We start from the raw sequence: 26,152 nt of genomic DNA, 5'->3' as shown, positions 1-26,152 counted from the left end.
AGTAGCGTAAGTGAAATGTCACAAACTGTCAATACTTGGAGAATACTCCGACAATATTTTCGAACCAAAGAAGCTTGCCATTAAATTTCCTAATTTTATTGTGCAGCTTTGACTTCCACCTATTCTCACATCGCAGGAAAATGCACGTCTTTTTTGCGAATATGTAAAAAGATGTGCACGAGCTGCGATCACCTAGACTCTTCCTCAGTGACTCTTTTATGTGACAATCGCCCCCTCAACCTGATCCTTTACGGTCTCAAGTGCCTCCTATATTTCTTTTAGTGACCGTTGGCGACGTTATGATGACAATTCACGTTAAGTATGATGACTCTAACTCCACCAATCATCACAAAAGTCCGTTTTCTAGACAATCGGATTATCTTTATAAAAGACCCACTCTCTAAATTACATGTGAACTATCGGGCTCGATCCGATCTATGTGGGGATTCCAACAACATCAAGCGTTGCAATTGTTAATGATTCCATCATTGAACGGTCTATGCGGGGATAAAGCCTTTCTATGTGGGAATTCCATCAAAAAAGGGTTCCTCATTCATGAAAATCCCATCATAGACATGGGCTATGTGGGATTTTCAATTTGTAGTGAGCGAAACAGAGATATACGGTTTTTAATTTACCTTATTTAGTAATCTTCGACAGATGATATCGACCTTATGTTTGGAGAACGAGCAAGAACAGCGCAAATTAGGAAAAACTAAAGTTCAACACGTGTCGAAAATGTACTCTCCCCTAAGAAGAGCGTATTTAACGTAGCTTCTATATAAGTTGAACTAAAGAATTTCTTCAAAACGAGTGGTAAACCGACCGTTAAAGTCCTAAATTACGCATTATAGAAGACGTATGTTCATGATTCATAGCAGATGTAGCAATGACTAGTTCTATAGCCGTCACTCCCCTTATTGAGAACCACTTGTTCAACAACGTCGTCTATACAATACCGTTGATTGCGCCAAAAGGCGGTGACGGCTGCGGAAGAAGGGCCGCCATGAGACGCCGTGCGCCGGAAGAAGGCACTGAAATAAAGCAACTGAAAACCCCATATCGGTCAGAACAAATTTGCGTGAACGACTAAACTAGAAAGTAATGCGCTTTTCCTTAGGAATTCCAGTGATCGGCTTCCGGCTATGTTGATTCTTTGGCCTACACCCACCCCGAAGTACCAACATGCTGTCGGCGCGAGCCTCGCCGAACGGAGACCGGTTTAGCTTCGGTCCCGCTGGGGCCGACAGGTTGCTCGCTTATGGGCATTGAATCTGCGCTCCAGTTGGAAGAAAATGCGCAGGAGTTTAACGGAATGAGCGCCGAAATCATTAAACTAGGCAAACTTGCGCGCAGAAAGTGTAAACTAGCGCGCAAAATGGCACCCAGCACCGCGCTCCCCCTAACCCAACACTCAACAGCGCAAATTAGGAAAATCTTAAAGTTCATTCTATATAGACAGTCTACTCGTGAGAAAGTTCGTACTACATTCTTTATATAAATGTAACGGTTCTTTCATAACAGCGTACTACATCATAAGGGTCTAAATGTCGTTTAAAAATGCATCTATCGATTTTGTGCGTGTCGGTGTATAATGAAAGCATTGTGCTTGTTTTCTTAAACAAGTATGGAGATTGGTTTATGTGAGGTGAAAGGCGTGCTTCTCTATACATAGAGACGCTGCTTCCATATATGAGAGTCGGGATTATCGGAAATTACGGACATAACAACAACGGTGATGAAGCCATTCTATTAGGGATCTTAGCGCAATTGCAAGTGATCGGCATACCTAAGGAGAATGTTGTCGTTTTTAGTAATTATCCAAACAAAACTGCTAAACAATATAATATTCGCGCCGTTCCTTTAGTCATTAAAAAAGGAAGTGCTCTTCCCTCTGCACGTGCTACTTTAAAGCAAGCAAAGAAAGTGATGAAAGAGCTCGACCTTGTCATTATCGGTGGCGGCGGCCTACTTATGGACATGTATCGTCGTGATGCTCCGCTCTACAGTTCTCTTGGAACGATGGCAAAGCGGTGTGGGTGTCGATTAATTATCCATTCAGTCGGTGCTGGTCCAATTCGAACACGTGTGGGTACGTTTTTCTTGCGTCGACTCGTAAAAGCGGCAGATGCGGTGAGTGTTCGAGATAATGTGTCCAAACAACTGATTGAAAAAGTCTCAGGAAGACGTGATATCGAAGTGGTTTCTGACCCTGCATTCGCAATTCCGATGCCACCGAAGCGTCAACAAACAGAACAGCTTATTAAAGTGGGGATTACAGCTGCCCCTTATTACAGCAAACAATATTGGCCTGTTCACGATGAACAGAAATACCAACAATACATTCGAGGTATGGCTAATGCAGCAGATCAACTGATTGAACAACATCGAGCAGAAGTGACGTTCTTCTCAACAAAATATCCACAAGATACTGAAGTGAGTAAGGACATCCAGGCATTAATGGCTCATAGTGAAAAAGCGAAAATTATTGACCGCCAATTGCTCCCCGACGACATTATGCGCGTATCGTCAGAACAAGACATCGTCATTGGCACACGCCTACACTCATTGATCTTGTCAGTAACGGTAGGTACGCCCGTCATTGGTATCGAATACCATCATAAAGTGAAGCACTTTATGGAGGCCATTAATGAAGAAGCTTTCAGTTTACAGATTGGTAAACATGGAGACGGAATTGTACAGGCCGTTAACACCTTTCAAAAACAATGGCCTGACACGCAAGCAAGAATTGCGAGGAAATCAGCAGAACTTCACCACGAAGCTTTCCGAAGCCTAGAGAATATTGAAGTGCTGCAACCATCCGGTCCAGTCCAGAAAAATCGTCAAGAAAGTGATGGTGGACAACCTTCATGAACATCTTTGCATACCCTAAAGAAAAAGCGAATCAGCTCGCACTTACCGGAGTGCTGATCCTTGTACTTTGGACAACCATTAACCTTTTATTCACTAGAGTATGGTCCATCTTTCCAGGCATCGTTGGTTATTTAGGTGAAGGGTTACTCGTCCTTATTCTCGGGTACGTCTTATTCCACCCTGAACTTGGTCGCAAAAACATCTGGCATAAATTAAAAAACCCAATAAATTTTAGCTTCCTATTATTTGTCGGGTTTGCGTTTTTAAGTATGTTTATGAACAACGTACCGTTTGCTCAAGGTATTTTCGGGTTACGTGCTCTTTTTCAATTCGTTTTGCTCGTCATTATCATTCTACTATTGGATGTGCCTTTTCGCTGGGTCAAAACGTTGTTTTACGCCATTATTGGTATGGCACTCATTCAAGCAATCGTTGGGATTATTCAAGTCATTGCAGGGATTCCACTTCCACTACATAATATGGAAGAACGAAGAAGTGTCGCCATAGGCGAGGAAATTCGCGCATTTGGGTTTATGGATTCCAGTAACACCCTTGCTGGTTTTCTAATTGTTGCGATTCTCTTAATCGCCCTTTACCTATTTATGTATCGATCAGGAATACCGAAAAAACATAAAGCCATCTTCATTGGTATGATTGCCATTATGGCTATTGCGCTTACGTTGACATTCTCAAGACAAGCTTTCCTAGCTCTCATCGGTTGTCTTGGGCTGATTGGACTTTTATTCAGGCACAACAAAACGTTCCGCATTATGCTCATCGTCTCCATCGGTCTCGGCGTATTATTTGTTGTTGGTTATGGTCTTGCTCTCCTATTTTTAGAAGGGTTTGCTCAACGAAATTTCTACACGTTCGATTTTTCGAGAAACTACCGTGTACTTATGATGCTTGCAGGTTTGCAAGTCTTTATGTTCAGCCACTAATTGGGGTCGGACCGGGAATGTTTGGTAGCAACGCCGCATTTGTTTTTGACAGCCCGTTTCACGCATTTATGTATGACATGCTGCCAGTGTTAATGACGACGGTTGATAATAATGCACTTGCGGTTTTCGTGGAGTATGGCGTAATTGGTACCGTACTGTTCCTCTTCCTATTTTGGAAGATTTTCAGGTTCATGTTCTCGTTGTCGGATAGCACAAGCCCAGCTGTACGTTGGCTCTCCGTATTTGTCATTACGTACGGAATTGCTTTCTTGCTAATGGGGACACTGTCCACAGCTTGGGAAAACCATCCGTTGTCGATTTTCTTTTGGCTATTTTTAGGTATTGTTCTAAATTGGCATCAAAATAACAAACACGAACAACCCGAGGAGGTGTAATGCGGATGCGCGTGCTTCTCATTAGCAATATGTATCCGAGTCAACACGCACCTACTTTTGGGATCTTTGTTCGCAACCAAGTTGAACAACTGCAAGCGGAGGAGATGGAGTTCACCGTTGCAGCCATTCGGGATCCGCGAACGGGCAAGAAGAACGTATTAAAAAAATACTTGCGCTGGGGTTTAGGCACAGTGAGCCGTTTTACGACCCGCTATGATCTTGTTCACGCCCATTACGCGTTCCCTTCAGGTGGCTTGCTCGCCTGTATTATCGTCTTCGAAAAGTACCCTACATTGTGACCGTTCACGGTGGGGACTTAAACAAGATGGCTAAAAAAGGCCCCTTCTACAAAAAGCAAACGAAAAAGATTTTGCAAGATGCTGCCCATGTGATTGCGGTTGGTCCCGCTTTATATGATGAAATTGTGAACGAGTATGAAGTAAGAGACGCGAAAGTCTCTCTTCTTAACATGGGTGTGAATCGCCATACGTTCTACCCTCGAACAAATGAAGCGTCTCCATTTGACTCAGATCATAAACATCTCCTTTTGCAGGGAACTTAATCCGGCAAAAGGAGTAGAAGAACTGATTAAAAGCTTTGATTTGCTATACAAAAACGACCCTTCTGTTCGACTCCACCTCTCGGTGCGTATGGGACAGAGAGCTATAAGAACCACTTGCATTCACTTGTAGAACAAACCGATGCACCGACTGAAGCGATAACGTTTCACGGCACAAAAACGCAAGATGAACTAGCCAATTTCATGACGCACGCTGACGTGTTTGTACTGCTTCTCACATTGAAGGATTTGGACTCGTTGCGTTGGAAGCGATGGCAACAGGTACACCTGTCGTTGCTAGCCGTGTCGGAGGCCTACCTTCTTTATTATCAGAGGGGGCTGGTATTCTAGTCGAAGCGAAGCAACCCGAACAGCTTGGTACAGCGATTACTTCAGCTTTAATGGATTCACCTGAACGTAAAGCCATCATTACTGCAGGGTATAAAAAAGCAGAGCAACATGACTCAGAAGCGATCATTCAACAGATCGCGCGCATCTATCACGATACTGCTGAGGGGAAATCAAAATGAAAAAGGTTCTTTTTATATCTTCAGTAGGCGGTCATTTAACGCAGCTCATGCAGTTAAAACCACTCATGAAAGAATACGATTATCATGTAATCACGGAAAAAACTGAAGTTACGAAGCCGTTACAACAGGAACACAAAAACATGTCCTACCTTGTGTATGGAGCGAGAAATTATCCTGTTCGTTACTTATTTAAGTTTTCGTATAACGTCGTCAAGTCGCTCGTGCTCTTCCTGAAAATCCGACCTGATGCAGTCGTGACGACAGGAACACATACGGCTGTACCGATGTGTTACATTGCAAAGCTTTTTCGAAAACGGATCATTTATATCGAAAGCTTCGCAAAGACAAGTTCTCCAACCCTTGCTGGTCGAATGATTTACCCTGTGTCCGATTTATTTATCGTTCAGTGGGAATCGATGCTCAAACACTATCCTAAAGCGGTATACGGGGGTCCATCTATTGATACTCGTTGTTTTAGGTACACAAGAACTCCCATTCACACGACTTCTGAATGATGTAAATCAGATGGTTGAAGCGGGTGACATCAATGAAAAGGTCATCGTCCAAAATGGCCATACACCTGCACAGGCATTTCAACACTTAGATGCTCAGGCATTCTTTAGTTACGATGAAATGGACAAGCTCTATGATGAAGCAAAGTTGATCATCTCTCATGGTGGAACAGGCTCGATTATTACAGGTGTAAAGAAACAAAAGCCGGTTATTGCTGTGCCACGACGACATGAACATGGCGAACATAATGACAATCATCAACTAGAAATTGTTGAGCAATTCGTTTCTACCGGTCATGTGATCGGAAGCGGTGATTTGCACCAAGACGTACAAACGGCAAATGAAGGATTTACACCGGCACCTTTTACGAGTGGTCGTGATCATATCGCTGATATGATTCGTACCTTCATCCAAAACAAAGCATAAGTTTACCTGGAAAGGCTGAGAATAATGAAAGGAAAGCACTTTTTAGCAATCATCGGTGCAGTAACGGTTATCAATCTCATATCACGTATGATTGGTTACTTCCGTGAAATGCTCGTCGGTTTTCAATTCGGCTTTAGCTTTCAAGCGGACAGCATCGTGACTGCCTATACAATCCCTAACTTTCTATACATTGTTCTCGGCGGAGCATTGACGAGTGCGTTCGTCTCTGTTTATAGCAAAATCGAAGACCCCGAAAAAAAGAAAACGTACTTACAAAACTTGTTCGGCTGGTTATCGATTGCCATGATCATCTTGACACTCGTCTTTGTATTTTTCTCAAATGATATCATTCCGTTCATATTCCGAGATGCGCCAGAGACGATTGATCTTACGGTGTCACTATTTGCGATCATGGCGCCCGCCACAATCTTCCTTATTCTTTCCATGTGGCTGCAAGGGCTTCTAAATGTAAACGATCGCTTCTCAATTGCAGCAATGTCAACACTGATCATGAACGGGTCATTTGTATTGATCGCGTTTATTTTCTTTCCGATGGCTGGCTCTTACGCCCATGCGTACGGGGCCCTCGTCAGTGCCATTCTTATGTTTATCTTTCTTGTCGTTTACAATTATCGAAAAGGTTTCTTCACCTTCAAGCCGACACTCGGTCACTCTCCTGAAGTGTGGCGAACCTTTCGTCTTACTGTGCCGATCATGCTCGGCGGTGCCACGTTACAACTTTATTTCCTGATCTACCGAATCTTTGGTGCCCATTTAGATGAAGGAACCATAACCGCTTTAAATATCACGTCAAAGTTCGTCCAATTACCACAAACCGTGTTAATGATGGCCGTCACGGCAGTCATCTTTCCGATGCTTGCGCGAAAAGTGGCCGCAAGTGAGCATGAAAGTGTTTCAAAGATTCATGGACAAGGGTTACGTCTTATGGCGCTTGCATCATACCTGCCTCCGTCTTTATCGTATTTTATGCAGAGGAAATTCTCATCACGTTTTTCGAATACCAAGATTTCACTCGGGAAAACACGCTCATCGCTGTACCTTTGCTACAAATATTCGTCATCGGTATGTTCTTCCACGCTGCAAATGTGTATATTACCCGATTTTATTACGCATATGAGCGCTCAATCTATCCGCTTGTTGTCAGCCTTATCTCAGTACTAGGCTTGAATATTTCGCTAAGCTTTTTGCTGATTGAACCGTACGGGGCTGAAGGGTTAGCCTGGGCGATGACACTCAGTGCAGCGGTGAATTTCCTTCTGCTTTTAGCCGGTGTTGGCTATGTGCTAAAATGGCAGAAGAAATCCAAAGAGCAATGGAAAGACCAAGGCTTAGGTTTCATGCGGTTGATGCTAATGACCCTCTTCATTGCCGGCGCTCTCTACGGATTAAGGCAACTATACTCATTTGACCTTCCTTTCGTTTCACTCATCGTTGGTGGGATCGGTTCAGTACTGCTGTTCCTCGCCCTCCTTTTCATCCTTCGATTTAGTGAGCGAAAAGAGCTACAACAGTTATTGCAACGGAAAGTAGGAGATGACCGATGAAACTAACGATAATCGGTACCGGATATGTAGGGCTCGTTTCGGGCGTTTGTTTTGCAGAACTTGGCAACACTGTCGTTTGTGTAGACAAACTGGAAACAAAGGTTCAACAATTACAAGCAGGCAAAAGCCCGATTTACGAGCCAGGGCTTGAAGAATTATTACAAAAAAACATACAGAGTGGCAACCTCTCTTTCACGACCGATTTAAAAGAAAACATCCAAGACAGTGACATCATTATCATCGCTGTCGGTACACCTCAATCCGAAGACGGTTCTGCAGATTTAACTTATGTTCACCAAGTTGCGAAAGAAATTGGAGAAGCACTCCCGACCAATTCTCGGTTCGTCATCGTAAACAAATCAACCGTTCCTGTCGGCACAGCACAATCGGTCAAAACGATCATCTTAGAACAAAATGCCGACGTGGATATAGCCGTCTGTTCTGTTCCTGAATTTCTTAGAGAAGGTTCAGCAGTCTATGATACAATGAACCCAGACCGAATCGTCATTGGATCTTCCTCGCAGTGGGCGACAGATCTTCTTGAGACGATACACTTCCCACTCGCATCTGGAGACAAGATTGTACGAACAGATGAACCGAGTGCAGAAATGATTAAGTATGCCGCAAATTCATTTCTAGCGACGAAGATTTCCTTCATTAATGAGATGGCAAATATTAGCGAACATCTCGGAGCGAATATTGACGATGTCGTCCGAGGCATCGGGTCAGATCGAAGAATTAGCCTCATTTCCTCAATGCCGGTCTTGGTTACGGAGGTTCATGTTTTCCAAAAGATGTTCGTGCATTGATGAACATGGCCGGAGCAAGAGATTATGTTCCTGTCATGTTGCAAGCTGCAGACGAAGTGAATGTCCGACAACGCCATCGTCCGATTCAACATTTAGATACGCATTTTAACGAGGAACTTGAAGGAAAAACGGTCGCTGTTTTAGGACTTGCCTTTAAGCCTAACACTGATGATATGAGGGACGCACCGAGCATTGATATTATTCATGACCTAACGAAGCGAGGGGCGCACATTCGTGCTCATGATCCGATTGCCAGTGAAGCAGCGGCTCCGCTGTTGCCACGATCCGTACACTTGGCCACATCAGCTCAGGATGCCTATACGGGTGCAGATGCTGTTATTATCGTTACAGAATGGGATGAATACAAAGCGCTCACTCCCGCACAACTAACCGCACATATGCAAGGCAATGTACTCATTGATGGAAGAAACGCTTTAGACTTTGCAGCTTATAAAGACGCAGGGTTTGACTACTACGGCATAGGCCGTAGCTAGTCAGCTGTCCTGCTACATATTTGTGGGAGGGGAAATCTATGAAAAGCTATACGAGCTTACTTACACTTTTTGCCGGTGGATTGCTACTCGTTAGTGGTTGCTCGGGAGAAACTGCAACCGCTGATGAGCAACCTCAAGCCGCGGGAGATGACTGGGTTGAATCGGAAATTAACGAACTAGATGAAAAACTTACAGGAGCTGAGGACCGTGCCGAACGACTGGCGTTAGACATCGAATTACTCAGTGAGGGGCGTTCGTTCCCAGATGTGCGAACAGACCTATTTGCCTTTGAAGAAATTGAATACTTAACCGGCTTGTCCGTTATCAATGGTTACTCCGATGGCACATTCCGTCCGTATAACCAGATTACACGTGGCCAAACGGCTACGATGCTCGTACGCCAACTCGACCTCACAGCTCCAGATGATTACGAACTCCAAGCGACCGATGTTCGTTCCAGTCACCAGAACTTTGAAGCGCTCCGAATTGTAGAATATAACGAGATTATGATGGGTAACGACGGAATCATGAGCCTGGCAACCCACTCACCCGTTCGCAAATGGCACGTGTCCTCGTGCGCGCATACCCAGATGAAATTCCAAAGACAGATACTCGTCATACATTTACAGACATGAACGAGAACACGTCAGGGTATGAAGAAGTGAACCAGCTTGCTGACAGTGGCATTACGACACAAGTGAACACAGACTTCAGACCAAACCACCCGACAAACCGGGCACAATTCTCTGTATTTATTGCACGGACAATCAATGAGGAATTCAGAAATTAACGAACGTAAAAAGCAGAACTTTTAGAGGGATGATCCCGCTAAAAGTTCTGCTTTTATTAATTCTCTATCTTCGTTCGATTCTTATATTCGTGTAGTAATGATGCAAGATATCTTCGTATGAATAGCCTTGTTGTGCCATTGTTAATGCTCCCCACTGACTCATTCCGAGCCCATGGCCCCAACCGCCACCTTCAAATGTAATCGTCTCTCCACTTGGTTGAATCGTTTGGCTGCCATTTGCTGTCCGGACAGATAGGTGGTTCGTATGCAAGTTAATCTGCTCATTGTTAGGCAAAGCCATACTTGCACCATTTAGATCAATGGATGTTGTGTCGCCACCAGGCAATCTAACTTGGGCATCTTGATCAGGAAAACGAATGTCAAACTTCGTGCTGTTTAATGATTGGCCAAGTGCGCTTCGAATCGAGTCTGGCCCCCCACGTTCAGGAAACGTTTTTGTACGGGTTTGACCATTGTTGTTCACTCCAACGACCGTAAGTTTCTGCACTCTTCCTGCTTCACTTCTTTCATTAACTTCTAAGTCACTTACCGTCCAGCCATTACCAAACACATGGGCACCAATATCTGAACGAGTCATCGTCGTCGTCCACGTATGTCTACTATTCCCAGGATTATTATCGTATGGGTCTTCAACGGCGCGGATGTACGGAACTGTAGTTAGCCATACATTTTCACTGTCGTCTGTATAACCACCTGAACTTGAATGATAAAATGCGTTGATTAATGAACCGTTATGGGTGGCATAGATCCCTCTCGTTTCGTCCACTGCACGGTTGCTATTCGGGTGTTCACCGGTTTTCCCTACATACACTTGATGAACTGTTGTATCAACGAGGAAATCATTACTGTTCATATTTGACTTCGCATAATTACGAGCAGCGACAGATTGGGCCTTAAGTGCCTCAAGAGGCCAGCCACCACTCATTTCACGTGGAACAACTCCCTTTAAATAGTCATCGATCCCTAAGATATTGTGTAACCGCAAACCACGATGACTCCCAGGAGAAGTAACCTCCATTGTTCCTCTGTATGTATTCTGCGTATAAGAGGAGCTACCTGCTGCGCGTACACGATTTACGGTGACATCATTACTGCTAGACCCTGGTGAGCGTTCTTCTAGACGAAACCCTCTACTCGAGTATATGTAACTGTCACTTCTTGCATCACGTACCCCAACCTGCCCAGAAGAATTGGCATAGCGAAACTGCAGTGGACCGCTGTAAGAGACCGATTGACCATTTCCCAAATTAACGAGTCGATAAGAGCCTGCCGGTGTCAATGTGAATGTATCATCAGGACGAGTCGGACATTGATCGGATCACGATATTCAGCTGCATCTGCGCCATTCGTCTCAAGCAGAATGAATCCAGAGACAATGAATAAAACCGCGAACAATGATTGATATATGGCTTTCATTTTCATCGATTCCTTTCACTCATTTCTAACGATTTTTCAATTCATTCACTTCGGATTCAAGACGATCAATTTCATCTTCAAGGCTTGAAATACGATCAGAGTAGGGCGCCAATTGCTCCAATACCCAATCCACACTTGCGACTACAGGTTGTGCTTGTGCAATCGATTCGTTCTTTAATAGTAGTCCTGAAGAAGCGATCACAGCGACAAAGATGCCAGCGGTGATAACTAATTTCTTAAACATGTCACAAACCCCCAACTTAAATGATATGAAAATTATACCAAATTTCCTATCTGTTAGATAGTTTCATATTTTCATAGCGTGATTTGTTATTGTGTCTGTATTGTGTAAATTGGTGAAAACAACCATGTAAATTTAGATTCTATGCTATAATTTCGAAAGGGTCTGTCAGTTGTAACCAAACGAAACAAATACCGTTTTTTACTATATATGTTGCCTTGTGGTTTGGGAAAAGGTAATAAGGGAGGGTCAAACCATGATCACAGCTATTTCTTTGGTCGTCTGTTTTATTATTGCACTTGTAATGACACCCATCATAAAAAAGTTTGCTATCAAAATTGGCGCAACTGATCAGCCAAATGACCGAAAAGTACACCAAAAGGTGATGGCTAGAATCGGTGGTTTGGCAATCTTTATCGCTTTTATTGCCGGAATTTTTATACCTCAAGCACATACACACGAATTTTTCTATCCGATATTAATCGGTGCGTTTATTATTACACTTACTGGATTTTTAGATGACCTGTTTGAACTATCTGCTAAATGGAAACTACTCGGACAAATAGCTGCCGCTTCTGCGGTTGTTATTGGCGGCATTCATGTTGAATTTATTAACTTGCCGTTTGATATGCAATGGCAGCTCGGTTGGCTGAGCATACCGCTTACAATGCTTTGGATTATCGGGGTAACAAACGCCATTAATCTCATCGACGGGCTTGATGGTCTGGCAGCCGGTGTATCCTCGATCGTACTCGCGACCATTACGATTGTTGCCATCATTGACTCTAACGTTTTTGTCATGGCACTCGGAGCGGTAATGCTCGGAAGTACGCTCGGGTTTTTAGTGCATAACTTTAACCCTGCCAAGATATTTATGGGTGACACTGGTGCTTTATTTCTCGGTTTTATGATATCAGTAATTTCACTGCTCGGCTTTAAAAACATTACGGTGTTCTCCTTGCTCATTCCAGCAATTTTGCTAGCCGTGCCGATTTCGGACACGCTTTTTGCCATCATCCGCCGGATTGTTAACAAGAAGCCGTTGTCAATTGCCGATAAGTCTCACCTGCATCATTGCTTATTAAACTTAGGTTACAGCCATAAGCAAACCGTGTTAATTATTTACGCGATGAGTGCACTGTTTGGCATTGCAGCCATCGTGTTAACGCTCTCTGAGCTTTGGGTAACGGTACTCGTCGTATTAGCGTTACTCACCTGCATTGAAATATTTGCTGAAAAAGTCGGTCTCGTGAGCAAGGAATATCGGCCATTTATGAAATTCTTCACGAAGATCGGAGATAATATAACACGAAGGTAAGCGATACTCATTTGTGAAACAAAGGTATGCCCCTTTGCTATTTATCAACGAGTGAAGGGGCTATTGATTGCCACTTAATTTCATCATTTTTAAGACACAGTATATAAGAAATGATATAATATTAAAATGCTTAAGGTTATACACGTATGCGTAGCAAGGTGGTGTAAAGAACGATGGAAGCTTTAGAAATCTTTCAACGCTATGAGCTTAAATATTTAATTCCTTACGATGTTTACGAGCAGGTTACCGAGCAACTTCAGAAGCGAATGAAGTTCGATCCTTATGGAGATGAAAACGGGTGCTACAATATTGTCAGTCTGTATTTTGATTCAAAAGACGATAAGATATACAATGAAACCCGCAACAACTTAAACTTCAGACAAAAACTTCGACTGCGAGTATACGGTAAATCTGACTTGAACAGTACATCTTTTCTAGAGATTAAGCAGAAATACAACCGAGTTGTGAATAAGCGTCGAACGTTGATTACTTTAAATGATGCGTACGATTTCTTTTATAACAACGCCAAAAATGAAGCCCATTACAACGTTTCTAACCGCCAAATTCTTGGAGAGGTAAATGCGTTTAGTTCGTTGTATGAGTTAGAACCATCTGTCGTTGTCAGTTACGACCGTCAAGCTCTCGCCGGAATCGATGAGCCTGACTTACGCGTTACATTTGATTTCAATCTCATGACGAGAAATGATAACTTGAGCATTGAAGATGGTCCAGACGGTAATTTGTTTGTAGACCAAAATATGGTCATCATGGAAGTCAAAGTCTCGAACAGCGTTCCGTACTGGCTCTCACGGATGCTAAGTGATTATGAATGCGAGCGCAAATCTGTGTCCAAGTTTTGCACATGCATTGATATGGCGAACGGACTCATAAAACCTTATCAACCAATAAACCCACAAGTTGCAAGCGCTGCTGGCTCTGGCTTCTAGTCATCCAGCTATTTGCATTTAATGGTAATCCTACAAATCAAGGAGAATGAAGATGGAAGGCTTTTTAGATGAACTACGTAACTTCACCGATATGACGACACAATCGTCCATTGTTGACGGCTTTTTAGCTATATCATTGACGTTTGTTCTTTCAATGATTATTACATTCCTTTACCAAAAAACACATAAAGGCGCACGGTACGCACAATCATTTATACATACAATTGTAATTATGTCGATGGTTGTTTCTGTAATTATGATCGTGATTGGAAATAACATAGCTGTCGCATTTGGTCTTGTCGGCGCATTCTCCATTATTCGCTTCCGATCTGCGATGAATGATCCAAAGGACATTGCCTTCATTTTCTTCGGAATGGCAGCCGGTATCGCTTCAGGGCTCGGCTTTTATTTGCTAGCCATATTGTTTACGATTACAGTGAGCATTATTATTTACTTCCTTTACGTCATTGACTACGGTGGTGGTCAATCCGTTCAAAAGCGCATGAGAATTACGATTCCAGAAAATATGCATTACGAAAATGTATTTGATGAAACCTTTAATGAATACTTGCACGATTATAAGCTAACAAATGTCGAAACGACGAACCTCGGTACGATGTACCAATTGACGTATATGATTACGACAAACGACAATGTATCCGACAAAGACTTAATTGATGCAATCCGTCAATTAAACGCCAATCTTAAAGTATCAATTGGCATGGCGAATCCCGATTGATGGTAAAAAGCGAAGTCTTTTCAGACTTCGCTTTTATTGTACGTGCTATGCGCGGGGAATGTTTTCGTATATCTACCCTTACTACTTAGAACGGCCTAAAGGACATCCGGTTTTAACACAACAGCTTCATGTTATACGGATAAGTGTATAGTGGATAAACGTTTGTAGCTTTGGAATTTAGCAGCAGCTAGTGAAGCTAATTCAAGAACATCCCCAGACCGAGTTATAGCGCGGGGCATGGGACGGATATCTTACCATAGATGGCTTTATGGTAAGATTTTTATTGTTTTACGAGGCGTATTGTTGAGAATCCATCCATAGAAACGAGAAATCGAACCATAGAATGACTAATGGTGCAATTTCAGCCGAGTACGCTATTACATTTGATAAAATCCTTCCATAGCGAATGACTACTTAATTATATCGAGATTGTTTGTATTGATGAGTAACTGCAGTATTTATTTCTTTTTCTTTATATAAGAACGGATCGCTCTTTTTAGAAATTTCTCCTGCGGAAGAAGGATCCCGTCTCAACCCTTCTTCCGCAGACGTCACCACCTTTTTTTACAATCAACAGTATTAAATAGGTGACAATGTTGCACTAGATGTACTCAATAACCGTACACATAGGCAATCAATGTGACAGTCGTTAAAAGTCTATATATCATTTCTTCTTGAAGAACTTCTTTAGTTCACTCTATATTGAGCGTACAGACATCCTCCCAAAACCGTAATGGCATAATCAACATTCATCCGCTCACCTCTTATAGTGAAATCAAATTGATATCACCCGTAACCATGCCATAATAGAAATTCTACCGATTCCTCACACTACATTGGAAGAAAAAAGCAGGCTGAGGATATAGATTCCCTCACCTGCTTCTTTGTTATAGATTCAATTCACGTATATACGACGTTAAGTCGGAACGATAGTCTTCTCTTTCAAGGGCGAAGTCAATCGTCGCTTGTAGAAACCCAAACTTATCACCAACATCATAGCGTGTTCCTTCAAAGTGATACGCGAGTACGTCTTGGTCATTGATGAGCTTGCGAATGCCATCGGTTAATTGAATTTCATTACCCGCACCAGGTGGCAATGTCTTTAGAATTGGCATGATCTCAGGCGTAAGGACGTAGCGACCCATGATCGCTAAGTTAGAAGGTGCTTCTTCTAATCCCGGCTTTTCAACGAGATCACGAACGGGCACTGTTCCTGACTCATCGATATCGGACTGTGGAGATACAATCCCATAGCTTGAAACGCGGTGCTCGGGAACTTGTTGAACACCGAGTACAGAACGCTCTTCTTCCTCGTAAATGTTCATTAACTGCTTGAGGCATGGCACATCGGAGCGAACGATATCATCGCCTAACATGACAGCAAATGGCTCGTTGCCAATAAACGTACTTGCACAGGCAATCGCGTGTCCTAAGCCTCTCGGTTCTTTCTGACGTACATAATGAATGGAAGCCATGTTAGATATTTTCTTGACTTCTTCCAAACGGTCCCATTTCTCTGTTCGCTCTAGTGTCTGTTCTAGTTCGTATGAAACATCAAAGTGGTCTTCAATTGCACGTTTGCCACGGCCACTGATGATTAATATGTCTTCAATTCCAGAAGCAATTGCTTCTTCTACAATGTATTGGATGGTCGGTTTATCAACGACGGGTAGCATTTCTTTCGGAAGTGCTTTCGTTGCAGGTAAAAACCTCGTTCCTAGACCTGCTGCAGGAATGACTGCCTTTTTTACTTTCAAGATTATTCTCCTTCCAAAAACAAACATCTATTACCTTCAGTATATCATATGCATGACTTGTGCAACATGCGGAGATTATTAATTCAGCCTGTGATTGTCGAATTATATTTTATATTATTTTAATATTTAGATAGATAATACTTAGGTCTTATGATACAGTACTATTATACAGAAAGGAGGGTTCGCATGCCGGATATTTAGAGCATTAATCATGATTTGGTGGTACACTTCACAGTCTGATTCCTTGCTTCTCACTTATAACTCACTTCCATGAAAGGAGGTGCAGCCAATATGCTAAATCAAGTCTCTCTCATTGGGAGGATTACAAAAGATCCTCAACTACGCTTCACAAACTCTGGAGTTGCTTATGTAAAACTTCACCTCGCCATTCAACGCCGCTATCGAAATACGCAAGGAGAATTTGATGCAGACTTTGTTCCATGTATCATCTGGCGAAAACAAGCTGAGTCAACTGCAAATTATTGTCACAAAGGGGCGTTGGTGTCAATCACCGGAAGAATTCAAACACGCTACTATCTCAACGACCAAAACGAGCGGACGTATGTAACTGAAATTATTGGAGATGATGTTCGATTCCTCAAATTACAGGCTGCTACGACGAGCTCGAGCACTGAACACTCCACGAACGATGCAACCAGTACACCAACACCTTCATAAAGACCACACTGCACACTATTGTATTACCACGACCGATACTAGAAACCCACAACGACTCTCTCAAACAGCAAGACCTTCCATCAAGATTTATCCCCCAAATACTCGTACGACATGTGAATAACGTTAATGAAAAGCGCTTACACGGAAGCTTGGTGGGCATATTTTCACATCTGCTCGTACACCGTCCCTGAACGTAAAACTGCCAATTCAGGGACGGACTTCTTTATATTCATCACGGTAAGCACGAGGAGATAAACCAGTTTTATCTTTAAACTGACGACTGAAATAGTTCGGATCACGATAGCCGACATCAAAGGCTAAGTGTTTAACAGACTGGCGAGTCATGGATAGCTTCTTCATAGCAGCAATCAACCTCATATCTCGTAACACTTGACGAAACGTTCCTCCTTCATGCTGAACAAACAACTGGCCCAGATATGAAGGGTTGCGGTCGACGACGAGGGCAACATCTCTTAGCGTAAGATAAGGATTGTCATATTGGCTCTTCATATAATTCATTGCTGTCTTCACAATTTCTACCGATACGGTAGACTTTTCACTTTCTTGAAGTTCCAACATGAGTGAGAACCCCGTTTGCAATATGTCCAGTACTTCCTCAGCATGGTCGGCATAGTGCACACGTCTAAGTAACGTGCTAAGACGCTGCATAGTTTCCTCTTCTTTATCAATTGAATGATCAAGCTCATGATAAAGGCTCTCAATGACCGAAGTTGAGCGATTTCTCGTGTATATTATCCCACGGTAAGATGATTCACACTCATACAACCAATTTTTCACCCATTCTAAGAACCCTCCATCGTCGGTATATTGCAGGAAGTCCAACAACCGTTTTTTTTCTAAATGCGTCAAATATGGGAAATCAATGGCGTTGGAATTACTTACCCGATTGGCAATGAGTACCTTCCCTGCGCCACTGAAGTATGTGTTTGAAAATGCTTGGCGACAAGCCAGGTATGCTTGACGATAGGTGCTTTTGCCTGTAGATACAAAGTAAGCAACAACGAGTGGGTTCTCTTCTTTATGTTGCCATTGGTTTAAACATTCACTCGGAACATTGTACGTCCTCGTGGAATGCTGGTGAATAACAACGACTACACAGTCATCCATCATAGTTAATGTATATTCAAAATTATGTAATGACTCCAGTTCTTGAAGATACTGGAATAAGGCAATCGGGTCCCGATTTCTAGGCCGAAACATGAGCATACTAAATTCCTGCTCAAGTTGTGTTTCAAGTGAAAGAAGTTGTCTTGATAACTGTTCGCTTTCAGACATATGTATTGCGTCTTGATAAGACGTGTGCTTACGTCCTTCATTTTGCATAACGTACTCAATGCACTTTTTCAAATCTTCCGTATCGACAGGTTTTCTTATGACGCCATTTGCTTGGAGCTCAACGGTTCGTTGGATCGTTTTAAAATTCTCATCATTAACAAAAACAATTAATTTTCCGGAAAAGTGTTGTAGCGCTCTAGTCAAATCAGAAAATTTCTCATCATCAAATAAATCAATCTCTAGTATTAATATGTGAGGAAACGGGTGCCTAAGGATTTCTTGTAGTTCTCCGCTAGTAGCCACGAAACTTTGGACTTGGTAATGGGTGTCCATAGCTTCAATGGCCCACTTTAATCCGATATGATTATTTTGGTCCTGGTCTGCGATGATAAATTGGACTGCCACTATTTCCACCTCTTCTAATCACGATCATTATTACTAATTTACCATTAATTTGTTACTACCTCAAGAGTTTTGACATGCGACTATTGTACAAAATGAATAAACTATTCAATATAAACCCTTAAAAATCATAGAATTTTGAACCATATGGTCGATGATTATATCTTCTCATTGATAAAAGTTAGTATTTTATACCTAACTAGATGGATGGAGCAATGATTTTTGTTTCTTTGTTATTTTGTTTTTATACATCCTTCTCTATAATGAATACGTAGCTGTTTGTTAGGAACTAAAAAGTGCATGATATTCCTTCTGGAACGCATCTTACACACGATGAACTCTACATAACGACGTGTATCGTATACTTATAAACGAGGAGGCTGCTGGTAATGAGAATTCATATCGACATTAATGAAAATCATTCGGAAACGTCGATCACGATCCACGCAGCAGAATGGAGTCAAGAGTTAGAGCAATTAATGCGGTCATTAAATGAACACAACCAACCATCTAGTAGTCCATTTCGTCTACTCGCAGAAGATGGGGATACTTCGTTTGTTGTCTCACCTGCGGAGGTTGACTATTTGTATGCCGAAGACCGAAAAGTGTTTGCAGCCGTTGAAGAAAAGCGTTATGAAATGAAGCACAAATTGTACGAACTTGAAGAACTTCTTACTGACTTCCCGTTTGTGCGGTTTTCTAAGTCCGTAATCGGAAACATCGACCAGATTGATCGATTTGAAGTTTCTTTTAACGGCAATCTTTGTGTGTTTTTCAAATCAGGAAATAAAGAATACGTATCGCGTAAATATGTGAAAACATTGCGCAATATTTTGACAGGAGGGTAACGTTCATGGCAAAAGAAATTATTTACCGCTTATTTGCTGGAATTGGGGCTGGCGGCATTGTCACATTTGTGTTTTTGACGTATCTCATGATCATTGACCTCAACCCTCCTGTCGCGGAAATATGGAGAAATATGCTCGGTGGCATGCTCGTCGGTGTATACTTCTCTCTGTCGTCTTTCGTCTTTGATTTTGAGAAATGGAGCACGTTAAAAGCGACCATTGTTCATTATGCGACTTCCATCATCGTTTATTTTTCCATTGCTTTGATTGTAAGTTGGGTTCCGCTTCGACCATTACCGCTACTGCTAGCTGTTGCGCTCTTCACACTCTTCTATGCCCTTCATTGGACAGGTTTTTATTTGTATTATCGTCGACTAGCGAAGAACTTTAATGAATCTTTAAATCGAGACGCTCTTTGATCAGATTAGAAATAAACAATTCACTCTATGTGCCGAAATAACAGATAGAGGTGGTTTGATGACGACGAGTACACAAACATTCACGTATTCCGATTACTATCAAGAATTGATTCAGGGCAACGAGCGCGACTTAATTGGATTTACAGGGTTTACAGCTGAAGATATGGAACGCTTGCACAGCATTCAATCGTTCATTAATCAGCATGTAGAGTCACTCGTTGATCGGTTTTATGAACCCATTGTTAAAGACCCTCATCTTCGGTCAATCATTGACAATCACTCATCTGTTGATCGTCTAAAACGCACGTTTTCAAGTTATCTTTTGGATATGTTTTCTGGAAAGATTGGCGCTGAATATTTGAAACACCGTCACGTCGTCGGTGCAATTCATTACCGAATTGGGCTAAGTGAACAATGGTATATCGCTGCCTATACGCGAATTCAAAATGAAGTGCTATCGCTCGTAATAAATGAGTTTCCAAAAAAGGATGCCTTGCCGATACTTCAGTCTTTCCAGCGGCTTTGTTCTCTAGATATGCAAATCGCGATTGGCACATACATCGGGACTTACGCAGACTCGCTTACACAATACAACGAAGCTCGCCTTTCTCAAAATGAACAACTCACAAAAGCAGCAAATGATCTTGCTAAACATTCTAGTGACATGAAAGCCCATGTAAGCAATCAAAGGTCCGATACTGAACGCGTGACGACCGGATTGCAATCGTTGTATCAAGATTCTCAGCACATGCAAAGCAATATGCTAGAAGCACAATCTGATATTAGCGAGTCGATGACCAATCTGGAAGCGATGGTATCAGACGTGGAAAGGTCCCGAGATAAGCTCTCTTTGTTGAAAGAAAGCTCAATGAATATTGGTAAAGTGACACAAACCATTTGGGAGATTGCGAAGAAGACGAAAGTGCTCTCATTAAATGCGAGTATTGAGGCTTCTCGAGCTGGAGAGTACGGACGTGGATTTGCGGTCGTTGCTAATGAAGTGGGAACACTTGCTGCCAACACGCAACATGCACTAGAAACGATTCGAAGTCAGATTGAAGAGACACAAAATCATGTGAGTGAATTTCACGAAAGCATTGAAGCTTTGAGTAACAAAGCGAATCACATGAACGATGTAACGAACACGATTAAAAAGCGTTTAGCAGACTCTACCGAAGCAGCCGGAGAGAACTTTGCTGCGATTGAAGGATTTACGACAACTGTTGAACAGTTCCAATCCAGCTTTCACGAACTGATGGCTTCTTTTGATAAACTGGGTGGTTTCTCAGAAGAGCTTACCGATTTACGCTTAGAAGTTCATGAACAATAAAAATAGGAAAAACGGACGAGCACACGTATTGTTACGTGCGTTCGTCCGTTTTTTCTTGTTCCTCAAACCGTTCTTTTCGCTCCATCTGCTCTTCCTCAATTTCTCGCAAGCGCTTGTCAGCTCCGTAAATGTTCTCTACCGGTCTATCTTCTCTCAGTGGAGGCTTTCTAACGAGCAACATGATGCCCGCTGCTACGTATAACCCACCGTATAACATTCCCAATCCAACTGTGATGATAATGCTTAAAGCACCGACAACAATAAATATAATGCCCGCTCGTTTTGATTTGCTTCGATACCAATAGAGTGCCATTGCTACGGGAACGATGGCTAAAAATTGCAAAATCGTAACGAACCACGTAAAAGGGACAAGAACACCGAGGACGAGATCAAACGCATACAGGTCTTCAGGAGTTACTAATGGATCTGCTTCTGCAAAGTTTCTTCCTACTCCAAAGAGAAAATGAATTTGTAACGCGAAGACTAAAGCGATGAAACTCATAAATCCATGCACACTTAGCCCAATAATGCTTAACACCAATTCCCCAGTTCTTTTCAACATTTCTCACCCCAAAATAAAGCTTGCAACAGATGTACGTTGCAAGCTCCAACAAAGTTACAAAAACATGCCTAAAAAGGCAATACCTAACACTAAAAGCAACACATTTAGCAAGATAGAAAGACCGTTAATAATAATTCCTGAAATCGCTACTCCGGCTCCTTCGCTCCGGAACCAATTTCTCTTCGGGCCATCAGACCGAGCACGATACCAACCACGGCGGTTAAAAAGCCAAACCAAGAAATAAAGAAAGATGCGATCCCTAATATGAGTGACGCAATCGCTTTTCCGTTCATAGAAGCCTCCTCTACTGGACGAGTTTCATAAACTCTCTCATGAAGCCGGGTAAATCATCCCACGCATGGCCAGATACGAGGTTGCCGTCGACATACACTTTCTCTGATCGAAACGTCGCACCAACAGCCTCAACTTCAGGTTTACACGCAGCGTACGCGGTCAACTCCCGGCCTTTCAGACGTTCTCCAGCAACCGCTGCAAACACTTGTACCGCGTGACAGATTGCACCGACCGGTTTGTTCTCATCTAGAAAGTGATTCACAATCGCCGGGGTGCGTTCATGCATGCGAATGTACTCAGGGGCGCGTCCTCCAGGCAAAATCAATCCATCATACTCTTCGGGCCGAACGTCCGCAAATGCAATATGACTTTGGAGTTCATACGAAGCTTTTCCACAAACGTCTCGTATCCTTCAATGAAATCATGGTTGACGGTATACAGCGATTTCACAGACGGAGACGCGATGTCCGCTTCCATGCCTGCTTCGAGAAAACGATAGTACGGATAAAATACTTCTAACGCTTCTACTGCGTCACCTGTAAGAATAAGAATCTTCGCCATGCTCAATTCTCTCCTTTACCCTTTAGTTCGGAACGTGAACAGGTTTTATATCCTCTTTTCCCGTTAAGTTTAAAATGAAACGTGTTAACAGTGTGATTTCTTGCTCAATGTCTTGTAGAGCAATCATTTCTTGGGGCGCATGCATATACCGAAGCGGCAATGACAACACCGCCACCGGTACGCCAGAACCGGTTAAACGCAACTGGTCAGCATCCGTCCCTGTTGTTTTTGGTGTCAATTCATACTGAAGAGAAATGCCTTCATCCTTGGCCGCACGTTCAAGCAGTTCATTCACCTTTCGGTTAATCGGCGCTCCTTTTGCTAATACAGGACCCTTTTGTAAGCGAACATCCCCATTTTTCTGGGGACTAGCACTTGGGAAATCAGTAGCAAACGTCACATCCAGCGCGATCGCGATCGTCGGCTTCGTCATCGCACCTGCAAAAAACGCACCCCCCATATTTGTTTCTTCATTGACCGTACTCACGCCATACACACCTACAGAGAGGGTTTCATCCTTTAATCTGCGGATAACTTCTGCAACGATATACGATCCCGTGCGATTATCAAGCCCTCTTCCACTTAAACTTTCATTTAATAACAGCTGCGGCTCGATATCATACACTGCAGGATCCCCAATTTGTATGTATCTCTCAATTTCTGCTTTCGTCGTGACGCCGCAGTCAATGTACAGATCATCGGTCGTCATTTTCTCATTTGCCCCGCCATGATGTTCAGCATTTGTGCCAAAGATTCCAGTAATTGTTCCGTTTGTTCCGAGTACGGTCACACGCATGCCTAGCGCTGGCAACGGACTAATGCCGCCAAGAGGTTCCACTCGCAAAAAGCCAGACTCATCAATATGCTTAATCATAAATCCAATCTCATCACTATGCCCAGCAAGCAATACGCGAAACGGTGCTTCAGGCTGTAAAATCGCATACGCGTTTCCTGCCCCGTCTGTACGTAGCTCATCAGCCGATGACTTCACGTATTCCAACCATTTCTCTTGAAGCTCGTCTTCTCGTCCTGATGGTGAGGGCGTACGTAGCATTTCATACAAAAAATCATGCGGGTTTGTTCCCAAACCGTCCACCTCCTAAGCTTCTGTTATTAGTGTACCTTAGATCACAAAATTCTTTCCACAACAAAAAAGATTAAATGGTATGATTATTCAAACAATATAACAAAAGAGGTGACTAGCTCATGTTTACGCACGTAACACGTTTTTGCGACCGACTCGTCCAACGCTATTTGCCTGATGCCTTTCTTTTCGCCCTCATTTTAACTTTTATCGTCTTTTTACTCGGCATTTTCATCACCGACAGTTCACCCATTGCCATGGTACAGTTTTGGAGAAGGGTTTTGGGACTTATTAGAGTTCGCGATGCAAATGTCTTTAGTCGTCGTGACCGGCTACATACTCGCCAATAGCTCCGTCGTAAAAAGCATCCTTGCCCGCTTAGCATTGTTCGCCAATACACCTGGACAAGCGATCATGCTCGTCACCCTCGTCGCAACCCTTGCCTGCCTCATTAACTATGGGTTTGGCTTAGTCATCGGGGCACTGTTCGCACGTCACGTCGTCCAACAAGTGCCCAAAGTGAACTTCCGCTTGCTCGTCGCCTCCGCTTACAGTGGGATGCTCGTCTGGCACGGCGGACTATCTGGCTCCATCCCACTCACCATCGCCACCCCCGGTCACTTTCTCGAAGATATGATGGGGACAATCCCCATCGGGGAGACGTTGTTTTCACCATTTAACCTGTTCATCGTCATTACAATGGTCATCTTACTGCCAATTATGAACCGATTGCTCATGAGAGCTGCAGACTCATCACAAAAAATTGAACCCGTCTTTACCGAACATGCCGCGGCTAAGGAAGAAACGACAGATGACAAGCCAAAAACACCAGCTGATCGATTAGAAAACAGTCAGATCATCTCGCTCGTGATCGGGGGCCTCGGACTCATATTCGTCGTCATGCATTTCGTGCAAAACGGTCTGGATCTTAACTTAAACATCGTTAATTTCACGTTTCTGTTTCTAGGTATCTTGTTGCACAAAACGCCCCGAAGGTTTCTAAAAACAGTGAGTGACGCGGTGCGTAACGCCGGTGGCATTATTATTCAGTTTCCCTTTTACGCAGGATCATGGGCATGATGGTCGAATCAGGTTTATCGGATATGATGTCGGAAATGTTCATTCTCATTTCCAATGAAGCAACGTTTCCCCTTTTCACATTTATTAGCGCTGCCATTGTGAACTTCTTCGTCCCTTCTGGTGGTGGTCAGTGGGCCGTTCAAGGACCGATTATGATGAGTGCTGCCTATGAAATCGGTGCAGAACCCGCAAGAATTGCGATGGCGGTCGCTTGGGGAGATGCGTGGACGAACATGATTCAGCCGTTTTGGACGTTGCCACTTCTCGCGATTGCTGGACTTAAAGTACGTGACATCATGGGCTTTTGTGTCATTATTCTCATCTGGTCATTCATTCCGATAGCGATCGGTTTACTGTTTGTATAGAGAAATGCGGGGACAAATTCCCCCGCATTTCTCTAGTTTTTCACCGCGTGCAAAAGGATGGACTCCCCAGCAAACGATTGCAGTTCATCTCTTTTTGTGATGATGTTGAATTTCTGTTTATGGTCGTCTGGTGATGCTAACAACAAATCGGTCAATTCTTTTCTCGTTTCGTTCGGCACGTCCAAACGATCGCACCAATCCGTAAAGAGAAACGTTTTCGTAAAGCGCTGGACACGCTCTACAGTAAAGCCTGCACGTTCGACCATCTGCACCCACTCGCTTTTCTTCCACGCACGGAAATGACTCGGGTCACGCTTCTTTTCAACCGTATTATAAAACGTGTCCCAATCATCAATCAGGTGCAGTGTTGTCCAAGATGTATAAACTACCTCCAGGTTGGATAACACGGTGCGCACCTTCAAGAAATCGATCTGGCCGTTCAAAGTGGTGAGCCGCAATGCGGCATACAGCAACATCGTACGATGAATCGGGAAAATCTAGCTTTTCTGCGTCCCCTTCAACGAAGGATACATTCTCAAAACCGTTCTTTGTAATAAACGCCTCGGCCGTCTCGAGCATTTCTTTCGTTAAGTCCATCGCTGTTACTTCATTCACATGGGGGGCTGCGGCTAAACTCACGTGACCCGCACCGGTCGCAATGTCTAACAAACGCTCATACTGGTTATGCTCCAACTCGGCCACGAGCAGACCCAAATCCTCACCTTTGGCATGAAGTTGACTCGTGACATAATTGGCAGAGGCAGAGGAAAACGTTTGTTGAACGGTTTTTTTAAAGTTACTCAAACTCATCACTCCTTTTATAAAATAGTTTACGGTAGCTTGAAGGAAAACACGACTAACAATGTCGAATAGGTAGGGATAAGTAAAAATGATAGGA

Annotated in this window: 29 protein-coding genes and 4 pseudogenes; 22 read left to right on the top strand and 11 right to left on the bottom strand. The window is 43.1% G+C overall.

Annotated elements, in window-relative coordinates; translation table 11 throughout:
* Positions 1-889 precede the first annotated feature (889 nt).
* The 14 genes and pseudogenes from JCM19039_RS23625 (at position 890) to JCM19039_RS23040 (ending at position 9,896) form a co-directional block, all read left to right on the top strand.
* A complete protein-coding gene (locus tag JCM19039_RS23625; RefSeq protein WP_152550101.1) occupies positions 890-1,093 on the top strand; it encodes a hypothetical protein in 204 nt (67 codons plus the stop codon).
* Positions 1,094-1,692: 599 nt separating this feature from the next.
* Positions 1,693-2,874, top strand: a complete 1,182-nt coding sequence (locus JCM19039_RS05950) for a polysaccharide pyruvyl transferase family protein (protein WP_042424934.1) — start codon at positions 1,693-1,695, stop codon at positions 2,872-2,874.
* Positions 2,871-3,815, top strand: a complete 945-nt coding sequence (locus tag JCM19039_RS05945; RefSeq protein ID WP_042424929.1) for a hypothetical protein — start codon at positions 2,871-2,873, stop codon at positions 3,813-3,815. Before JCM19039_RS05950 ends, JCM19039_RS05945 begins: the two co-directional genes overlap by 4 nt.
* Positions 3,816-3,832: 17 nt before the next feature.
* Entirely contained in the window at positions 3,833-4,210 is a 378-nt protein-coding gene (locus JCM19039_RS05940) for a hypothetical protein (RefSeq protein ID WP_042424926.1), read from the top strand.
* A gap of 5 nt (positions 4,211-4,215) precedes the next feature.
* Positions 4,216-4,509, top strand: a complete 294-nt coding sequence (locus JCM19039_RS21680; protein ID WP_152550100.1) for a hypothetical protein — start codon at positions 4,216-4,218, stop codon at positions 4,507-4,509.
* Positions 4,506-4,772, top strand: coding sequence for a hypothetical protein (locus JCM19039_RS21675; protein ID WP_238544941.1), 267 nt, complete (start codon positions 4,506-4,508; stop codon positions 4,770-4,772). Before JCM19039_RS21680 ends, JCM19039_RS21675 begins: the two co-directional genes overlap by 4 nt.
* A gap of 230 nt (positions 4,773-5,002) precedes the next feature.
* A pseudogene (locus JCM19039_RS05930) lies at positions 5,003-5,299 on the top strand (glycosyltransferase); the annotation flags it as partial.
* The gene (gene pssD / locus JCM19039_RS05925; protein WP_042424920.1) at positions 5,296-5,814 is read left to right on the top strand and encodes a PssD/Cps14F family polysaccharide biosynthesis glycosyltransferase; all 519 of its coding nucleotides are present in this window, start codon (positions 5,296-5,298) and stop codon (positions 5,812-5,814) included. The pseudogene JCM19039_RS05930 and the gene pssD, both read left to right, overlap by 4 nt.
* Complete coding sequence (locus tag JCM19039_RS05920) at positions 5,759-6,238, top strand: glycosyltransferase (RefSeq protein WP_042424918.1); 480 nt, start codon at positions 5,759-5,761, stop codon at positions 6,236-6,238. Before pssD ends, JCM19039_RS05920 begins: the two co-directional genes overlap by 56 nt.
* A gap of 24 nt (positions 6,239-6,262) precedes the next feature.
* Positions 6,263-7,803: pseudogene (gene murJ, locus JCM19039_RS27830) on the top strand (murein biosynthesis integral membrane protein MurJ).
* Positions 7,800-8,612: a nucleotide sugar dehydrogenase gene (locus JCM19039_RS25215; RefSeq protein WP_255343634.1), complete on the top strand. Its 813-nt coding sequence runs from the start codon at positions 7,800-7,802 to the stop codon at positions 8,610-8,612. The pseudogene murJ and the gene JCM19039_RS25215 overlap by 4 nt, the downstream one beginning before the upstream one ends.
* Positions 8,609-9,106, top strand: a complete 498-nt coding sequence (locus tag JCM19039_RS27140; RefSeq protein ID WP_255343633.1) for a UDP binding domain-containing protein — start codon at positions 8,609-8,611, stop codon at positions 9,104-9,106. Before JCM19039_RS25215 ends, JCM19039_RS27140 begins: the two co-directional genes overlap by 4 nt.
* Before the next feature lie 38 nt (positions 9,107-9,144).
* Positions 9,145-9,741, top strand: coding sequence for an S-layer homology domain-containing protein (locus JCM19039_RS05905; RefSeq protein ID WP_042424915.1), 597 nt, complete (start codon positions 9,145-9,147; stop codon positions 9,739-9,741).
* Positions 9,738-9,896: an S-layer homology domain-containing protein gene (locus JCM19039_RS23040; protein WP_193744158.1), complete on the top strand. Its 159-nt coding sequence runs from the start codon at positions 9,738-9,740 to the stop codon at positions 9,894-9,896. The genes JCM19039_RS05905 and JCM19039_RS23040 overlap by 4 nt, the downstream gene beginning before the upstream one ends.
* A gap of 64 nt (positions 9,897-9,960) precedes the next feature.
* On the opposite strand, the gene JCM19039_RS05900 is transcribed toward JCM19039_RS23040, so the two are convergent.
* Genes JCM19039_RS05900 through JCM19039_RS05895 form a run of 3 tightly spaced genes read right to left on the bottom strand, consistent with a single transcriptional unit; the run spans position 9,961 to position 11,577 of the window.
* Positions 9,961-11,196: a SpoIID/LytB domain-containing protein gene (locus JCM19039_RS05900; protein ID WP_152550099.1), complete on the bottom strand. Its 1,236-nt coding sequence runs from the start codon at positions 11,194-11,196 to the stop codon at positions 9,961-9,963.
* Positions 11,193-11,333: a hypothetical protein gene (locus JCM19039_RS24260; protein WP_193744157.1), complete on the bottom strand. Its 141-nt coding sequence runs from the start codon at positions 11,331-11,333 to the stop codon at positions 11,193-11,195. The genes JCM19039_RS05900 and JCM19039_RS24260 overlap by 4 nt, the downstream gene beginning before the upstream one ends.
* A gap of 25 nt (positions 11,334-11,358) precedes the next feature.
* Positions 11,359-11,577, bottom strand: coding sequence for a hypothetical protein (locus JCM19039_RS05895; protein ID WP_042424910.1), 219 nt, complete (start codon positions 11,575-11,577; stop codon positions 11,359-11,361).
* Positions 11,578-11,833: 256 nt separating this feature from the next.
* Between JCM19039_RS05895 and JCM19039_RS05890 the strand changes: the two genes are divergently transcribed.
* The 3 genes from JCM19039_RS05890 to JCM19039_RS05880 all read left to right on the top strand — a co-directional run bounded on the left by JCM19039_RS05890 (position 11,834) and on the right by JCM19039_RS05880 (position 14,578).
* Positions 11,834-12,892 carry a glycosyltransferase family 4 protein gene (locus JCM19039_RS05890; RefSeq protein WP_152550114.1) on the top strand — a complete coding sequence of 353 codons (1,059 nt, stop codon included), beginning with the start codon at positions 11,834-11,836 and terminating at the stop codon, positions 12,890-12,892.
* 173 nt (positions 12,893-13,065) lie between these two features.
* Positions 13,066-13,839, top strand: a complete 774-nt coding sequence (locus JCM19039_RS05885) for a polyphosphate polymerase domain-containing protein (protein WP_042424907.1) — start codon at positions 13,066-13,068, stop codon at positions 13,837-13,839.
* 52 nt (positions 13,840-13,891) lie between these two features.
* Positions 13,892-14,578: a DUF4956 domain-containing protein gene (locus JCM19039_RS05880; protein ID WP_052398550.1), complete on the top strand. Its 687-nt coding sequence runs from the start codon at positions 13,892-13,894 to the stop codon at positions 14,576-14,578.
* An 887-nt stretch (positions 14,579-15,465) separates the two neighbouring features.
* Here the strand turns inward: JCM19039_RS05880 and galU are convergent.
* Positions 15,466-16,335 carry a UTP--glucose-1-phosphate uridylyltransferase GalU gene (gene galU, locus JCM19039_RS05875; protein WP_042397897.1) on the bottom strand — a complete coding sequence of 290 codons (870 nt, stop codon included), beginning with the start codon at positions 16,333-16,335 and terminating at the stop codon, positions 15,466-15,468.
* Between the two features lie 291 nt (positions 16,336-16,626).
* Here galU and ssb point away from each other — a divergent pair, with 291 nt between their 5' ends.
* A complete protein-coding gene (ssb, locus tag JCM19039_RS05870; RefSeq protein WP_042424905.1) occupies positions 16,627-17,013 on the top strand; it encodes a single-stranded DNA-binding protein in 387 nt (128 codons plus the stop codon).
* A 207-nt stretch (positions 17,014-17,220) separates the two neighbouring features.
* Here the strand turns inward: ssb and JCM19039_RS05865 are convergent, their stop codons facing one another.
* Entirely contained in the window at positions 17,221-18,714 is a 1,494-nt protein-coding gene (locus tag JCM19039_RS05865; protein ID WP_042424902.1) for a response regulator transcription factor, read from the bottom strand.
* A 386-nt stretch (positions 18,715-19,100) separates the two neighbouring features.
* Here JCM19039_RS05865 and JCM19039_RS05860 point away from each other — a divergent pair, with 386 nt between their 5' ends.
* Genes JCM19039_RS05860 through JCM19039_RS05850 form a run of 3 tightly spaced genes read left to right on the top strand, consistent with a single transcriptional unit; the run spans position 19,101 to position 21,308 of the window.
* Positions 19,101-19,559 (top strand): LytTR family DNA-binding domain-containing protein, encoded by a 459-nt coding sequence (locus JCM19039_RS05860; RefSeq protein WP_042424899.1) that lies wholly within the window; start codon positions 19,101-19,103, stop codon positions 19,557-19,559.
* Positions 19,560-19,564: 5 nt separating this feature from the next.
* Positions 19,565-19,978: a DUF3021 domain-containing protein gene (locus JCM19039_RS05855; RefSeq protein ID WP_042424896.1), complete on the top strand. Its 414-nt coding sequence runs from the start codon at positions 19,565-19,567 to the stop codon at positions 19,976-19,978.
* A 58-nt stretch (positions 19,979-20,036) separates the two neighbouring features.
* The gene (locus JCM19039_RS05850; protein ID WP_042424893.1) at positions 20,037-21,308 is read left to right on the top strand and encodes a globin-coupled sensor protein; all 1,272 of its coding nucleotides are present in this window, start codon (positions 20,037-20,039) and stop codon (positions 21,306-21,308) included.
* 31 nt (positions 21,309-21,339) lie between these two features.
* Here JCM19039_RS05850 and JCM19039_RS05845 read toward each other — a convergent pair whose 3' ends face one another.
* The 4 genes and pseudogenes from JCM19039_RS05845 to JCM19039_RS05835 form a co-directional block, all read right to left on the bottom strand.
* Positions 21,340-21,870: a DUF4064 domain-containing protein gene (locus JCM19039_RS05845; RefSeq protein ID WP_042424890.1), complete on the bottom strand. Its 531-nt coding sequence runs from the start codon at positions 21,868-21,870 to the stop codon at positions 21,340-21,342.
* A gap of 146 nt (positions 21,871-22,016) precedes the next feature.
* A complete protein-coding gene (locus JCM19039_RS23035) occupies positions 22,017-22,163 on the bottom strand; it encodes a DUF4190 domain-containing protein (RefSeq protein ID WP_081834350.1) in 147 nt (48 codons plus the stop codon).
* 11 nt (positions 22,164-22,174) lie between these two features.
* A pseudogene (locus JCM19039_RS05840) lies at positions 22,175-22,725 on the bottom strand (DJ-1/PfpI family protein).
* 22 nt (positions 22,726-22,747) lie between these two features.
* A complete protein-coding gene (locus JCM19039_RS05835) occupies positions 22,748-23,812 on the bottom strand; it encodes a M20/M25/M40 family metallo-hydrolase (protein ID WP_307190170.1) in 1,065 nt (354 codons plus the stop codon).
* A gap of 119 nt (positions 23,813-23,931) precedes the next feature.
* Between JCM19039_RS05835 and JCM19039_RS05830 the strand changes: the two are divergent.
* Positions 23,932-25,254: pseudogene (locus tag JCM19039_RS05830) on the top strand (short-chain fatty acid transporter).
* 32 nt (positions 25,255-25,286) lie between these two features.
* Here JCM19039_RS05830 and JCM19039_RS25205 read toward each other — a convergent pair.
* Positions 25,287-25,661 carry a hypothetical protein gene (locus tag JCM19039_RS25205; RefSeq protein ID WP_238544940.1) on the bottom strand — a complete coding sequence of 125 codons (375 nt, stop codon included), beginning with the start codon at positions 25,659-25,661 and terminating at the stop codon, positions 25,287-25,289.
* On the bottom strand, positions 25,606-26,058 hold the full coding sequence (locus tag JCM19039_RS25200; protein WP_238544939.1) for a class I SAM-dependent methyltransferase: 453 nt from the start codon (positions 26,056-26,058) through the stop codon (positions 25,606-25,608). The genes JCM19039_RS25205 and JCM19039_RS25200 overlap by 56 nt, the downstream gene beginning before the upstream one ends.
* Positions 26,059-26,152 lie beyond the last annotated feature (94 nt).

Origin of the sequence: Geomicrobium sp. JCM 19039 (genome assembly GCF_000698145.1) — a bacterium.
Taxonomy (GTDB): domain Bacteria; phylum Bacillota; class Bacilli; order Bacillales; family Marinococcaceae; genus Geomicrobium_A.
The sequence above is the reverse complement of the archived record's forward strand: the minus strand, read 5'-3'. Positions and strand labels throughout refer to the sequence as shown.